The sequence below is a fragment of the Streptomyces sp. NPDC057543 genome (assembly GCF_042801895.1).
Taxonomy (GTDB): domain Bacteria; phylum Actinomycetota; class Actinomycetes; order Streptomycetales; family Streptomycetaceae; genus Streptomyces.
Genome location: NZ_JBHVFF010000040.1, coordinates 1 through 14,151 on the forward strand (window position 1 = coordinate 1; position 14,151 = coordinate 14,151).

A 14,151-nucleotide genomic window follows, 5' to 3' on the forward strand; every position below is an offset into this window, starting at 1 on the left:
GTCCGGCCCCGGCCGACGTGCGTCAGCCCCGGTAGATCGCCTCGATCTCGTCCGCGAAGTCCTTCGCCACCACATTCCGCTTCAGCTTCAGCGACGGCGTGATGTGGCCCGCCTCCTCGGTGAACTGGGAGGACAGGATGCGGAACTTGCGTACCGACTCGGCCTTGGACACCGCGGCGTTCCCGTCGTCCACCGCCCGCTGTACCTCGGCCACCAGCTCCGGGTCCTCGCGCAGCGACGCGGCCGTCGAGCCGGCCGGCCTGCCGTGCTCCTGCGCCCAGCGGCCCAGGAACTCCTCGTCCACGGTGATCAGCGCGCCCACGAACGGCCGCCCGTCGCCGACCACCATGCACTCGGCTACCAGGGCGTGCCCGCGGATACGGTCCTCGATCACCGCGGGAGCGACGTTCTTGCCGCCCGCCGTGACGATGATCTCCTTCTTACGACCGGTGATCGCGAGATAGCCGTCCTCGTCGAGCGTGCCGATGTCGCCCGTGTGGAACCAGCCGTGGGCCAGCGCCTCGGCCGACGCCGCCTCGTTGTTCCAGTACCCGGTGAACAGGTGCTCGCCGTGCAGCAGCACCTCGCCGTCGTCCGCGATCCGGACGACCGAGCCGGGCAGCGGCTGGCCGACCGTACCGATCTTCTGCCGGTCCCACGGATTGAAGGCCGTCGCCGCGCACGTCTCGGTGAGGCCGTAGCCCTCCAGGACGGTGAAGCCGATACCGCGGTAGAAGTGGCCGAGCCGCTCGCCCAGCGGTGCGCCGCCGGAGATCGCGTACTCGCCGCGGCCGCCGAGCACGGCCCGCAGCTTTCCGTAGACCAGCCGGTCGAAGATCTTGTGCTTGAACTTCAGGCCCATGGACGGACCCTGAGGGGTGCCCAGCGCGCGGCTGTACGCGATCGCCGTGTTCGCGGCCTTGTCGAAGATCCTGCCCTTGCCGTCGGCCTGCGCCTTGGCGCGCGCCGCGTTGTAGACCTTCTCGAAGACCCGCGGCACACCGAGGATCAACGTCGGCCGGAACGAGGCCAGTTCATCGGTGAGGTGCTTGATGTCCGGAACGCAGCCGAGCTTGATCGGCGCCATCACCGAGGCCACCTCGACCAACCGTCCGAAGACATGCGCGGCGGGCAGGAAGAGCAGCACCGAGCACTCACCGGTACGGAAGAGGGGCTTCAGTCGCTCCACCACATTGCCGCACTCCGCGAAGAAGCTGCGGTGCGTGAGCACACAGCCCTTGGGGCGGCCGGTGGTGCCCGAGGTGTAGACGATGGTGGCCGGGTCGTCGGCCTTGGCGGACGCCATCCGCAGGTCGAGGGTCTCGTCCGAGACGTCCTCGCCGATCGCCGTCAGCCGGTGGACCGCCCGGTCCTCGATCTGCCAGATGCCCTTCAGCCCCGGCAGTTCCGCCTGGACCGAGGCCACGGAGTCCTGATGCGCCTCGGACTCCACGATGCACAGCGTGGCGCCGGAGTCCCCGAGGATCCACTGGATCTGCTCGGGTGAACTCGTCTCGTACACCGGGACGGTGACCGCGCCCGCACTCCAGATCGCGAAGTCGAGCAGCACCCACTCGTAGCGGGTACGGGAGAGCAGCGCCACCCGGTCGCCGGCCTCGACGCCCGCGGCGATCAGGCCCTTGGCGACGCCTCTGACCTCGGCCAGGAACTGTGTGGCGTCGACATCGGTCCACACCCCCGCCACCTTGCGGCTCATCACCGCTACATCGGGATGCTGAGCGGCATTGCGGCGGATGAGATCCGTCAGGTTGCCGTCCGAGGGGACCTCGTACAGGGCCGGAAGGCTGAACTCGCGCAAGACTGCTGCTCCTCATCGGGCTCCGGTGCCACGGCTCTGTGCGACGCACCGGCTGCGGTCCAAGAATGGCTGATGCTCAGTGGCGTGAGCACGACTGGACTGCCCGGACGTTACCCACCAGTACTCGGTTCCCGATAGGGGGTTCCGGCCAGATGTCTTATGCGTCACACACAACCGTGATCCTTGGGCGCACAGTAGTCCACCACCATTACGGGCCGGAGGTAATCGCAGGTCCGGCGGCCTCTACCCAGGTGCTCGGAGGGGTTCTAGGGTGATCGTCATGCCAGCCGGACCGAACAGCGAAGGAACCCCGACCTCGCGGCGCACCCGCGTTCATGTGGTCAGTGACGTGCACGGCAACACCGAGGCCCTGGCCCGCGCCGGGGACGGTGCCGACGCCCTGATCTGCCTCGGTGACCTGGTGCTCTTCCTCGACTACGCCGACCACTCGCGCGGTATTTTCCCCGACCTCTTCGGCGTGGAGAACGCCGACCGGATCGTCGCGCTGCGCACCGCCCGCCGCTTCGACGAGGCCCGCGAGTTCGGCCGCGGCCTGTGGGCGGGCAAGGACCGCAACGCCGCGATCGTCTCGGCGGTGCGTAAGCAGTACGCCGAGCTCTTCGCCGCCTTCCCCACCCCGACGTACGCCACCTACGGCAACGTCGACATCCCCGACCTGTGGCCCGAATACGCACGCCCGGGCACCACGGTCCTGGACGGCGAGCGCGTCGAGATCGGCGGCCGGCTGATCGGCTTCGTCGGCGGCGGGCTGAAGACCCCGATGAACACCCCGTACGAGATAAGCGACGAGGAGTACGCCGCCAAGATCGAGGCGATCGGCCCGGTCGACGTCCTCTGCACCCACATCCCGCCCGACGTGCCGGAGTTGACGTACGACACCGTCGCCCGCCGCTTCGAACGCGGCAGCCGGGCCCTGCTCGACGCCATCCGCAGGACCCGTCCCCGGTACGCGCTGTTCGGCCATGTCCACCAACCCCTGGTGCGCCGGATGCGGATCGGTGCCACCGAGTGCGTGAACGTCGGCCACTTCGCGTCCACCGGCACGCCCTGGGCCCTGGAGTGGTGACCGCACCGGCGCCGGACCCTGGACCGGGGCGCCGCGCACACGCGATAGCCTTCTGACGGCAGGCATCTGCCGACGCACCGGTACACCGCACTGGAGGAGCCACGGCGATGGCTGAACACACCAGCTCGAGCATCACGATCGAGGCGGCGCCGGCCGACGTCATGGGAGTGATCGCCGACTTCGCCCGCTACCCGGAGTGGACCGGCGAGGTCAAGGAGGCCGAGGTCCTCTCCGTCGACGACCGGGGCCGCGCCGAGAAGGTCCGTCTCGTCCTCGACGCCGGAGCGATCAAGGACGACCACACCCTCGCGTACACCTGGATCGGCGACTACGAGGTCAGCTGGACCCTCGTCAAGTCCCAGATGCTGCGCGCCATCGACGGCTCCTACGCACTGGCCCCGCTCGGCGACGGCGACCGCACCGAGGTCACCTACCGGCTGACCGTCGACGTCAAGATCCCGATGCTCGGCATGATCAAGCGCAAGGCGGAGAAGGTCATCATCGACCGCGCCCTGGCCGGTCTGAAGAAGCGCGTCGAGTCCGTCCCGAAGGCCTGACCCGGTGCGTACGGTTCTCGTCACCGGCCCCGGCGGCGCGGGCCGTACCACCGTCGCGGCGGCGACCGCGCTGGCGGCGGCCCGCCGGGGCCGCCGCACCCTGCTGCTCTCCGCCGACGCGATACCCGGCTTCCCCACGGGCACGGAACCCGCCGAGGTCACCGACAACCTGTGGTCCGCCCGCATCGACTCCGGCGAGCACTTCCGCGGCGAACTCCTCACCCTCCAGGACCGGGCCTCCGGCGTGCTCGATCTGCTCGGCGGGAACCGGCTGGACTCCGAGGAACTCACCGAACTCCCCGGCAGCGCCCAGCTCGCCCTCCTGCACACCCTGCGCCGCGCCGCCGAGGGCGACTGGTCGCACGAGGGCCACGAACTCCTCGTCGTCGACCTGCCGCCGCTGCGCGAAGCGCTCGCCGCACTCGCCCTGCCCGAACAGCTGCGCCGCTATCTGCGCCGGCTGCTGCCCCAGGAACGCCAGGCCGCCCGTGCCCTGCGCCCGATGCTCGCCCAGCTCGCCGGCGTACCCATGCCCGCCCAGTGGCTGTACGAGGCCGCCGCCCGCAAGGATGCCGAGCTGGCCGCCGTCCAGGCACTGATCGAGGACCGCAACACCACGCTCCGGCTGGTCGCCGAGCCCGGCCCCGCCGCCGAGGACGCCCTGCGCACCGCCCGCACCGGACTCGCCCTGCACGGACTGCGCGTCGACACGCTGGTGGTGAACCGGGTGCTGCCCAGGCACTCCGGCGACCCCTGGTTCGCGGCCCTCGCCGCGCAGCAGGAGAAGACCATCGACCACTGGTACGAGGAATGGGTGCCCGCGGCGGCCCTGTGCGAAGTGCCCCACCTCGGCCGCGACCCGCGCGGCCCGGACGACCTCACCCTCCTCGACACCGGGGCGAGCAGCACCGTCTTCGAAGAGGCGGGCACCGGTGGCGGCCTCTTCGAGGGCGACGGACTCGCCGCGGAACTGGACGACCGCAGGCCCGGCCGTGCCGACGACCCCTGGTGGATCGAGGACCCGGACGCCCCGGACGGCCTGGACACGCTGCTGCCCGGCCCCCGGATCGTGACCGTCCCGCGGACCGGCGACGGCGACCCGGTGCTCGTCTGGTGCCTGCCTCTGCCCGGCGCCGTCAAGACGGACCTCCAGCTGGTGCGCCGCGGCAACGAACTGCTCCTCACCGTGGGCCCGTTCCACCGGATCGTCCCCCTGGAGTCCGGACTGCGCCGCTGCACCGTATCCGGCGCCGCCCTCACCGACGGGGTGCTCCGCGTCAGGTTCACGCCGGACCCCGGGCTGTGGCCCCGGACGAGCTGAACGGCGCGTCGCGGTTCCGGTAACGTCGGTAGTACGTACCCCCGGATGCGCACCGCAGGCACACCACGTCGCAGGAGTCCGCCATGAGCGAAGCCACCGATCGTCCCGCCGACGACGACGCGTGGGCGAAGGCCTGCGCCGAGGACCTCGAAGCGGAGAAGGCCCGCCGTCGCGCCCAGCACGGCCCGCCGCCCGGCGCCGCCGCCGACGAGCTGCGCAAGCTGGTCGACGCCGTGGCCGACAAGATCTCCTCCCTCCAGACGCCGCTCCTCGGCGCGGCGGCCCAGGGCACCGTGCGGCAGATCATCAAGCAGGCGAAGTCCGCCGTCGAGCCCGTCATCGAACGCAATCCGGACGTCTTCGACCACATCGCCGCAGCAGGCAGTGAACTGCTCGCCGCCTACCGCTCCGCGGTCGAGGGCCAGGAACGCCGCTGGACCCGGGGAGCCGGGGACCCCGCAGGCACCGAAAAGAAGGCCGACAAGCCCACCGACCCCCGCGACGAGGGCCCCGCCGCAGGCGAGCACATCGACCTGGACTGACCGGCACGGAGGGGCCGGGCCCCCGGCTCGGGTACCGTTGGCCACAGCGGGGCTCGACCGAAACTGAGGGATTCATGGGACTCACCATCGGCGTCGATATCGGCGGCACGAAGATCGCAGCTGGAGTGGTCGACGAAGAGGGCCGGATCCTCTCGACGTTCAAGGTGCCGACCCCGCCGACGGCCGACGGCATTGTGGACGCGATCGCGTCGGCGGTGTCCGGCGCGAGCGAGGGCCACCAGATCGAGGCCGTCGGCATCGGCGCTGCCGGATACGTCGACGACAAGCGCGCCACCGTGCTGTTCGCGCCCAACATCAACTGGCGGCACGAGCCGCTGAAGGACAAGGTCGAACAGCGCGTCGGCCTTCCGGTCGTCGTCGAGAACGACGCCAACGCCGCCGCCTGGGGCGAGTACCGCTTCGGCGCCGGGCAGGGGCACGACGACGTCATCTGCATCACGCTCGGCACCGGTCTCGGCGGCGGCATCATCATCGGCAACAAGCTGCGCCGCGGCCGCTTCGGTGTGGCCGCCGAGTTCGGCCACATCCGGGTCGTCCCGGACGGGCTGCTCTGCGGCTGCGGCAGCCAGGGCTGCTGGGAGCAGTACGCCTCCGGACGCGCACTCGTCCGGTACGCGAAGCAGCGCGCCAACGCCACTCCGGAGAACGCCACGATCCTGCTGTCCCTCGGCGACGGCACGGTGGACGGCATCGAGGGCAAGCACATCAGCGCGGCCGCCCGGCAGGGCGACCCGGTGGCGATCGACTCGTTCCGCGAGCTGGCCCGCTGGGCCGGCGCCGGACTCGCCGACCTCGCCTCGCTGTTCGACCCGTCCGCGTTCATCGTCGGCGGTGGCGTGTCGGACGAGGGCGAGCTCGTCCTCGGCCCGATCCGCAAGTCGTTCCGGCGCTGGCTGATCGGCGGCGAGTGGCGCCCGCACGCCCAGGTGCTCGCGGCCCAACTGGGCGGCAAGGCAGGGCTGGTGGGCGCGGCGGACCTGGCCCGCCAGGGCTGAGCCGCCGGAACCGGACAGAACCGGACGCCCGTCGCGCCCCTGTGGGGCGTGGCGGGCGTCCGTCGTATCGTGAGACGCATGGTCCTGACGCCACTGCCCGACTCCCGTACCGAGCCGGATGGTTCGGCCGTCATCAGAGTGCTCGGCTACAACATCCGCTCGATGCGCGACGACTGTGCGGCGCTGGCCCGCGTCATCAGCGCCTGTGCCCCCGACCTCGTCCTCATCCAGGAAGCCCCGCGCTTCTTCCGCTGGCGCAAGCGCGCCGCCTGGCTCGCGGCCCGCACCGACCTCGTCGTCCTCGGCGGCGGCGCCACGGCGGCCGGTCCGCTGCTGCTCTGCTCGCTGCGGGCCACGGTGGAGCGCACGGAGGACGTCCTGCTGCCGCTCACCCCCGGCCTGCACCGCCGGGGTTTCGCCACGTCGGTGGTACGGATCGCGGGCACCCGGATCGGTCTGCTGAGCTTCCACCTGAGCCTGCAGAGCGACGAACGCCTGGCCCAGGCCGAGATGTTGCTGGACCGGCTGGACGCGATGGGCGTCGAGCACGCCATCGTGGCGGGCGACCTCAACGACGTACCGACCGGGGCCGCTTTCCGGCGGCTGGCCGGGCGCCTCCAGGACTGCTGGGCCGTCCGGCCGTGTGGCGACGAGCACACCTTCACGCCGGACGAACCGCGGCGGCGTATCGACGCGGTCTTCGCGACAAGCGGGATCGAGGTGCTCGGCTGCGGTGTCCCGGCAGGGCTGCCCGGTGTCACCGACGCGGACCTGCGAGCGGCCACGGACCACCTGCCGGTGCTGGCAGCGCTACGGGTGCCCGCGACCAGGCCCTGAACCGCGCGGCAGCGGCTCAGGGCCTCGGGGCCACCCCCGCCCGGACCGGTCTCAGACCACCGCGCCCCGGCCCGGGTCGTCGCCGTCCTCGTCGTCGTCCTGCATCCGCGCCACCAGCGTGACGAAGCCGCCCAAGAAGCCGCCGACGCAGATCGTCGTGAGCCACCAGGTCATGTCCCACCGCAGCAGCACCGCGATCAGCATCAGCACCGGGCCGCCGACGACCGCGAGCCAGGCGAACTTCGCCGTGACATCGGCCTCCGGCAGCGGGGGCGGCTCCGGGGGGACGAAATGCCCCTCGTCGCTGTCGTCGAGGTCGTCGTCCTTCGGCTCCGCGACCTCGTAGTCGCGCGGGCCGGCGACGCCGGGCGCGAACACGATCGAGCTGCCGAGCGGCTTCTCCGGCGGCTTCGGGGACTTCTTCCCGACCCCCTTGTCCGGGTCCAGGACGCCCGACTGATCGTCCTCCAGCAACGCGAGATCCTCGATCGACCTGAACGGCCTGGCGCCCGGCGGGTCCGCCGGCTCCTCGCCGTACCCCGCGACGATCGCCTCCCACGCGGCTTTCTCGTCGATCGACCGGTCGGGTCCGTCGCCGTCGCCGCCCGGCGGCGCTGTCCGGGCAGCAGCAGCATCCTGCGGGCCCGTGCCCGTACCGTCCTCGGGAACGGCCGTTCCCTCCGTGGGAGGGGGCTCGCGCCCCTCCTCACTGCCCGCGCGCTCCGCGTCGTGCTCAGCCACCTGACGTGCTCCCCTTCTTTCCGACGCTCGGAGCGAGGCGGCCGATGAACCGGTAGCTCTCGTCGAAGATCCGCTCCGCATCGTGGTCCAACGTCGCCACGTGGTAGCTCTGTTCCAGCAGGATCTCCTCGACGTCGGTCGAGGACACCCGGCTGAGGATCCGGGCCGAGTCCGCGGGCGGCACCACATGGTCCTGCGGGCTGTGCAGCAGGACGATCGGCTGGGTGACCTGCGGCAGTTCGGCATCGACCAGGCGGAAGAAATTCCGCAGCGAATGCGCCGCGTGCAGCGGCACCCGGTCGTACCCCACCTCGGCGGAGCCCGGCAGGGCGATATCGCTTGCCAGCCCCTTTGTCGTCCGCACCAGATGGCGGGCCACCGGCAGCGCGTACGCCGACAGGCCGTGCACCTTGTTCGCCGGATTGACGAGCACCAGACCACTGATCGCGTCCCCGTGCTTCGCCGCCAGCCGCAGCGTCAGCGCGCCTCCCATGGAGAGACCGAAGACGAAGACCTGACGGCACCGCTCCAGCAGGGCGCGCAGCTCGCGGTCCACCTCCGCGTACCAGTCCTGCCAGCCCGTGAGCTGCATGTCCTCCCAGCGGGTGCCGTGCCCGGGCAGCAGCGGCAGTGACACGGTGAGCCCGCGCTCCGCCAGATGGTCGGCCCAGGGGCGCAGCGACTGCGGGGAACCGGTAAATCCGTGACAGAGAAGGACGCCGACCTCTCCGCCCTCGTGGCGGAACGGCTCGGCTCCAGGCAGGACCGGCACCGGGGTCTCCTGTTCGTGAGGCTCGCAGGGGAGCGAAAGGGGGAGCGCGGAAGGATTACTTCACCGTACGCGACCGGACTGACACCGACCAGGGTCGTCACTGACACCGACCAGGGTCGTCAACGACACCGGCCGGTGCGGTCACCGATACGGGCCGCGGTGGTCGGCACCGGCAGCCGCCATGGGCGCGGCCGTGTCCGCCCCTTCCGTTCCACGCCGGGCAGGAACGCGGCCAGCCGCCATGGGCGCGGCCGTGTCCCCCCTTCCGTTCCACGCCGGGCAGGAACACGGACGACCACACGGGTTAAGGTCGTTCCGACAGGACACAGGAGGCACCCGAGTTGATCTACGGCGCAATGAAGTTCTCCATCGGCGGGGGTCTGAAGCTCGCCTTCCGGCCGTGGGTGGAGGGCCTGGAGAACATTCCCGCGCAGGGACCGGCGATCCTCGCGAGCAACCATCTGTCGTTCTCCGACTCCTTCTTCCTGCCGGCCGTCCTGGACCGCAAGGTCACCTTCATCGCCAAGTCCGAGTACTTCACCGCACCCGGGGTGAAGGGCAGGCTGACCGCGGCCTTCTTCAAGGGCGTCGGCCAACTCCCGGTGGACCGCTCGGGCGCCCGCGGCGCCGGTGAGGCGGCCATCAAGGCGGGCATCGAGGTCGTCGAGAGCGGCGGACTCTTCGGCATCTACCCGGAGGGCACCCGCTCGCCCGACGGCCGTCTCTACCGCGGCAAGCCCGGCGGGCTCGCCCGGGTGGCGCTGGCCACCGGAGCGCCCGTCATCCCCGTCGCGATGATCGACACGGAGAAGATCCAGCCGCCCGGTCAGCTGATGCCCAAGCTGATGCGTCCCGGGATCAGGATCGGCAAACCGCTCGACTTCAGCCGTTACCACGGCATGGAGGGGGACCGCTTCATCCTGCGCTCGGTCACCGACGAGGTGATGTACGAGATCATGAAGCTCTCCGGCCAGGAGTATGTCGACATCTACGCGACCGCCGCCAAGCGGCAGATCGCGGACGAGGCGAAGCGCCGCGCCGAGGAGGAGAAGCGCGCGGCCAGAGGGCCCGGAACGCAGGAGTGACGCAGGAGTGACGGAACGGTTCGGCGCGTAACCGCGTCGTTTCCGTCCGGGGGGTGGGGACATGGCCAAGCGCGAGCGGGTCGTACGGATGTCGGTCGAGCAGCCGCTGTGGCGTGCGCTGACGGCGTACCGCATTCTGACGATGCTTTACGCGGTGCTGCTCGCCGTCTTCGGCCGGGACAGGTACGACCGGCCGTGGGTGGCCGTGGCCTTCCTGGTTTTGATGTCGGCCTGGACGCTCGCCACGCTCCCGAAGGTCGCGGGCGCCGTCGCCTGCACCAAGCGTTTCCTCGGCACCGACCTGGCCGTCGCCCTCGTCGGCATCCTCCTCACCCCGCTCGCCGACTTCGAGGCCCAGCAGGTCGACGGTCCGACGCTGCCGTCGATCTGGACCGCGGGTTCCGTGCTGGCCTTCGCGATCAAGGGCGGCTGGCGCTGGGCGGCCTTCGCCTCCACCTTCGTCGCCGTCGCCAACATCATCGAGCGCGGCGAGCCCAGCCGGGACACCTTTCACAACGTCCTGCTGGTCTGGGTGGCCTCCATCGCCATCGGTTACGTCGTCGAGGTGGCCAGGGCCAGTGAGCGCACCCTCGCCCGCGCGCTGGAGATCGAGGCCGCCACCCGCGAACGGGAACGGCTGGCCCGCGACATCCACGACAGCGTGCTCCAGGTCCTCGCGATGGTGCAGCGCCGGGGTACCGCGCTGGGCGGCGAGGCCGCCGAACTGGGCCGGATGGCCGGGGAGCAGGAAGTCGCCCTGCGCACCCTGGTCTCCAGCGGGCTCGTGCCCACCACCCGGGTCTCCGAGGACGCCGCGGAGGGCGCCGTGGTCCGCAGCGTCGAGGTGGACGACGAGGAGGACGGGTCGTCCGGACAGGCCGGCTGCGATCTGCGCTCCCTGCTCGCCCCGCACGCCGGCTCCCGGATCAGCTTCGCGGAGCCCGGTGCTCCGGTGCTGCTCGCTCCCGCGGCCGCGAAAGAACTGGCGGCCGCTGTCAGTGCCGCCCTGGACAATGTGAGGGTGCATGCGGGGGAGAACGCCCAGGCCTGGATCCTCGTCGAGGACTGGCCGGACGAGGTGATCGTGACGGTCCGGGACGACGGACCGGGCATCCCGGAAGGGCGGCTCGCCCAGGCGGAGGGGGAGGGGCGGATGGGGGTCGCCCTGTCGATCCGGGGGCGGCTGCGTGACCTGGGTGGCACAGCGGAGTTGATTTCGGTGCCCGGCCAGGGCACCGAGGTCGAGTTGAAGGTCCCGAAGGTGGCGTAGTCCCGTAAGTCCCGTAGGTTTCAAACGCTTCAAACGCTTTACAGGATTCGTAGGTTCGCGGGGGAAGGCAGGATCAGGCAGATGAGCACGGAGAGCAACCAGGGCGCCGAGGAGCGGGCCATCAGGGTGATGGTGGTCGACGACCACCCGATGTGGCGCGACGCGGTGGCGCGCGATCTTTCCGAGTCCGGTTTCGAGGTCGTGGCGACGGCGGGTGACGGACCGCAGGCCGTGCGCCGGGCCAAGGCCGCCACCCCCGACGTCCTCGTACTCGACCTCAATCTGCCCGGCATGCCCGGTGTACAGGTCTGCAAGGAGCTTGTCGGCTCCCACCCGGGGCTGCGGGTGCTGGTGCTCTCCGCGAGCGGCGAGCACGCCGACGTACTGGAGGCGGTCAAGTCAGGCGCCACCGGCTATCTGCTCAAGTCGGCCAGTACGCAGGAGCTGACCGAGGCCGTGCGGTCCACCGCCGTCGGCGATCCCGTCTTCACCCCGGGCCTGGCCGGACTGGTCCTCGGCGAATACCGCCGGCTCGCCTCGGACCCCACCCCCGTCGCGTCCGACGAACCCAAGGCCCCGCAGCTCACCGAGCGCGAGACCGAGGTGCTGCGGCTGGTCGCCAAGGGGCTCTCGTACAAGCAGATCGCCGAGCGCCTGGTCATCTCGCACCGCACCGTCCAGAACCACGTCCAGAACACCCTGGGCAAGCTCCAGTTGCACAACAGGGTGGAGCTCGTGCGGTACGCCATCGAGCGCGGCCTCGACGACGCCTGAACGCGCCGGAGCGTGCAGCCCCGCATTTTTGTGAGACCAACCGCCCCGTAACGCAATGGATTTGACCTTCCGCCCCATCCCTGAGTGACCTGGATCACGATTAACGTGGTGGTCGGGGGGCTCACTTCGGCGAAGGGATGCTTCCATGCGGGTCGGAGTACTGACCGGTGGCGGCGACTGCCCCGGGCTCAATGCGGTCATCCGCGCCATCGTCCGCAAGGGCGTGCAGGAGTACGGCTACGACTTCATCGGATTCCGGGACGGCTGGCGCGGCCCGCTGGAGGGCGAGACGGTGCCGCTCTCCATTCCGGCGGTGCGCGGCATCCTGCCGCGCGGCGGCACCATCCTCGGCTCCTCGCGCACCAATCCGCTCGGCGTGGAGCGCGGCGTCCGCCGGATCAGGGACAACCTCGCCAAGTGCGAGGTCGATTCGCTCATCACGATCGGCGGCGAGGACACCCTGGGCGTGGCGGCGACCCTGTCCGACGAACACGGCATCAAGTGCGTCGGCGTACCCAAGACCATCGACAACGACCTCTGTGCCACGGACTACACCTTCGGCTTCGATACGGCCGTCTCCATCGCGACCGAGGCGATCGACCGCCTGCACACCACGGCCGAATCCCATATGCGGGTCCTCGTCGTCGAGGTGATGGGCCGTCATGCGGGGTGGATCGCGCTCCACTCGGGGCTGGCCGGCGGTGCGAACGTCATCCTCATCCCGGAACAGCGCTTCGACATCGAGCAGGTCTGCTCCTGGGTGACCTCCCGTTTCAGCGCCAGCTACGCACCGATCGTGGTGGTCGCCGAAGGGGCCATGCCCACGAGGGGCGAGCTGATCCTCAAGGACGGCTCGCACGACTCCTTCGGCCATGTCCGGCTCTCCGGCGTCGGCGAATGGCTGGCCAAGCAGATCGAGAGCCGCACCGGCAAGGAAGCCAGAACGACCGTCCTCGGCCATGTCCAGCGCGGCGGCACCCCCAGCGCCTTCGACCGCTGGCTGGCCACCCGCTTCGGCCTGCACGCCATCGACGCCGTGCGGGACGGTGACTTCGGCATGATGGTCGCCCTGCGGGGCACTAACATCGTGCGGGTGCCGATCGCGGAGGCGACCGCCCGCCTCAAGACGGTCGATCCGGCCCTCTACGCGGAGGCCAGTGTCTTCTTCGGCTGAGCGGCGCGCCTTCTTCGGCCGAGCGGCGCACCGGGGGCGCGGGCCGTATATTCGCGAACATCCGGTACGTAACGCCGCTTTTCGCGCGCATCAAGAAACGCGTATCAACGCGCATCAAGAAACGCGTATCAAGAAGGCTGGAGACGTCGTGGAAATCCTGGCATTCGGTGTGCAGTCCGACGAGAAGCCGCTCATCGAGAAGGCCTTCGCCCCGGAGCACGAGGTCCGTTGCCTGGACGTCTTCCTCACCAAGGACACCGCCCCCATCGCCGCGGGATACGAGGTCATCTCCACCAGCGTCAACGCCGACCTGGGCAGCGGCGTCCTGCAGACCCTCGCGGCAGGCGGCACGCAGATGATCGCCCAGCGCTCCACCGGCTTCAACAACATCGACCTCGACGTCGCGGAACGGCTCGCCCTGCGCGTCGCCCGGGTCGCCGCCTACTCCCCGTACTCGGTCGCGGAATTCGCCTGGACCCTCGCGCTGGCGGTCAACCGCCGCATCATCCGGGCCGCGAGCCGCACCCGCGACTTCGACTTCCGGCTCGACGGCCTCCTCGGCCGGGACATGCACGGCCGCACGGCCGGTGTGATCGGTACGGGCAAGATCGGCGAGGCCTTCACCCGTATCGCCCACGGCTTCGGCATGAAGCTGCTCGGCTGGGACGTCGCCGAGAATCCCGCCTGCGTCGGCCTGGGCATGGAGTACGTCGACAAGGAGCGGCTCCTCGCCGAGTCCGACCTGGTCAGCCTGCACGTCCCGCTCCTGCCCGCGACCCACCACATCATCGGCGCGGACGCCCTGGCGAGGATGAAGGACGACGCGATCCTGATCAACTCCAGCCGCGGCGGACTCATCGACGCGACGGCACTGGTCGCCGAGCTCCGCGCGGGCCGTCTCCTGGGTGTCGGGCTCGATGTGTACGAGGCGGAGGCCGGGCTGTTCTTCCTCGACAAGTCCCTGGAGGGCATCGACGACGACACCCTCGCCCGGCTCGTCACCTTCCCGAACGTCATCGTGACCTCGCACCAGGCGTACTACACCCAGGACGCCGTGGCCCAGATCGTCGACGCCACCGTCCGGAACGTCGCCGACTACCTGGCCGGCCGCCGCAGCGACAACGTCCTCGTCCCCGCGCTCCCGGGGGGCTGAGAC

Annotated in this window: 14 protein-coding genes; 11 read left to right on the forward strand and 3 right to left on the reverse strand. The window is 70.5% G+C overall.

The features are described from left to right. Positions 1-22: 22 nt before the first annotated feature. On the reverse strand, positions 23-1,819 hold the full coding sequence (locus ACFU8Q_RS09945) for an AMP-dependent synthetase/ligase (protein WP_384450460.1): 1,797 nt from the start codon (positions 1,817-1,819) through the stop codon (positions 23-25). 280 nt (positions 1,820-2,099) lie between these two features. On the opposite strand from ACFU8Q_RS09945, the gene ACFU8Q_RS09950 reads away from it, so the two are divergent. From ACFU8Q_RS09950 to ACFU8Q_RS09975, 6 genes are all read left to right on the forward strand, one after another. Then, positions 2,100-2,906, forward strand: coding sequence for a metallophosphoesterase (locus ACFU8Q_RS09950; RefSeq protein ID WP_384450463.1), 807 nt, complete (start codon positions 2,100-2,102; stop codon positions 2,904-2,906). 107 nt (positions 2,907-3,013) lie between these two features. After that, positions 3,014-3,463 carry an SRPBCC family protein gene (locus ACFU8Q_RS09955; RefSeq protein WP_384450466.1) on the forward strand — a complete coding sequence of 150 codons (450 nt, stop codon included), beginning with the start codon at positions 3,014-3,016 and terminating at the stop codon, positions 3,461-3,463. Between the two features lie 4 nt (positions 3,464-3,467). After that, complete coding sequence (locus tag ACFU8Q_RS09960) at positions 3,468-4,784, forward strand: ArsA-related P-loop ATPase (protein ID WP_384450469.1); 1,317 nt, start codon at positions 3,468-3,470, stop codon at positions 4,782-4,784. A gap of 83 nt (positions 4,785-4,867) precedes the next feature. Then, positions 4,868-5,326, forward strand: a complete 459-nt coding sequence (locus tag ACFU8Q_RS09965) for a DUF5304 domain-containing protein (RefSeq protein ID WP_384450471.1) — start codon at positions 4,868-4,870, stop codon at positions 5,324-5,326. Between the two features lie 74 nt (positions 5,327-5,400). Beyond that, positions 5,401-6,342, forward strand: a complete 942-nt coding sequence (locus ACFU8Q_RS09970; protein WP_384450474.1) for an ROK family glucokinase — start codon at positions 5,401-5,403, stop codon at positions 6,340-6,342. 78 nt (positions 6,343-6,420) lie between these two features. After that, complete coding sequence (locus tag ACFU8Q_RS09975; RefSeq protein WP_384450476.1) at positions 6,421-7,179, forward strand: endonuclease/exonuclease/phosphatase family protein; 759 nt, start codon at positions 6,421-6,423, stop codon at positions 7,177-7,179. A gap of 51 nt (positions 7,180-7,230) precedes the next feature. Here ACFU8Q_RS09975 and ACFU8Q_RS09980 read toward each other — a convergent pair whose 3' ends face one another. Beyond that, complete coding sequence (locus ACFU8Q_RS09980) at positions 7,231-7,920, reverse strand: hypothetical protein (protein WP_384450479.1); 690 nt, start codon at positions 7,918-7,920, stop codon at positions 7,231-7,233. Further along, positions 7,913-8,692 carry an alpha/beta hydrolase gene (locus ACFU8Q_RS09985; protein WP_384450481.1) on the reverse strand — a complete coding sequence of 260 codons (780 nt, stop codon included), beginning with the start codon at positions 8,690-8,692 and terminating at the stop codon, positions 7,913-7,915. Before ACFU8Q_RS09985 ends, ACFU8Q_RS09980 begins: the two co-directional genes overlap by 8 nt. Positions 8,693-9,033: 341 nt before the next feature. Between ACFU8Q_RS09985 and ACFU8Q_RS09990 the strand changes: the two genes are divergently transcribed. The 5 genes from ACFU8Q_RS09990 (at position 9,034) to ACFU8Q_RS10010 (ending at position 14,148) form a co-directional block, all read left to right on the forward strand. Continuing rightward, positions 9,034-9,777 (forward strand): lysophospholipid acyltransferase family protein, encoded by a 744-nt coding sequence (locus ACFU8Q_RS09990; RefSeq protein ID WP_384450484.1) that lies wholly within the window; start codon positions 9,034-9,036, stop codon positions 9,775-9,777. A 61-nt stretch (positions 9,778-9,838) separates the two neighbouring features. Then, positions 9,839-11,047 (forward strand): MacS family sensor histidine kinase, encoded by a 1,209-nt coding sequence (macS, locus tag ACFU8Q_RS09995; protein WP_384450487.1) that lies wholly within the window; start codon positions 9,839-9,841, stop codon positions 11,045-11,047. A gap of 81 nt (positions 11,048-11,128) precedes the next feature. After that, positions 11,129-11,821: a response regulator gene (locus ACFU8Q_RS10000; protein ID WP_384450489.1), complete on the forward strand. Its 693-nt coding sequence runs from the start codon at positions 11,129-11,131 to the stop codon at positions 11,819-11,821. Positions 11,822-11,966: 145 nt separating this feature from the next. Then, positions 11,967-12,995 (forward strand): 6-phosphofructokinase, encoded by a 1,029-nt coding sequence (locus tag ACFU8Q_RS10005; RefSeq protein ID WP_384450492.1) that lies wholly within the window; start codon positions 11,967-11,969, stop codon positions 12,993-12,995. 148 nt (positions 12,996-13,143) lie between these two features. Then, a complete protein-coding gene (locus ACFU8Q_RS10010; protein ID WP_384450495.1) occupies positions 13,144-14,148 on the forward strand; it encodes a 2-hydroxyacid dehydrogenase in 1,005 nt (334 codons plus the stop codon). Positions 14,149-14,151: the final 3 nt, after the last annotated feature.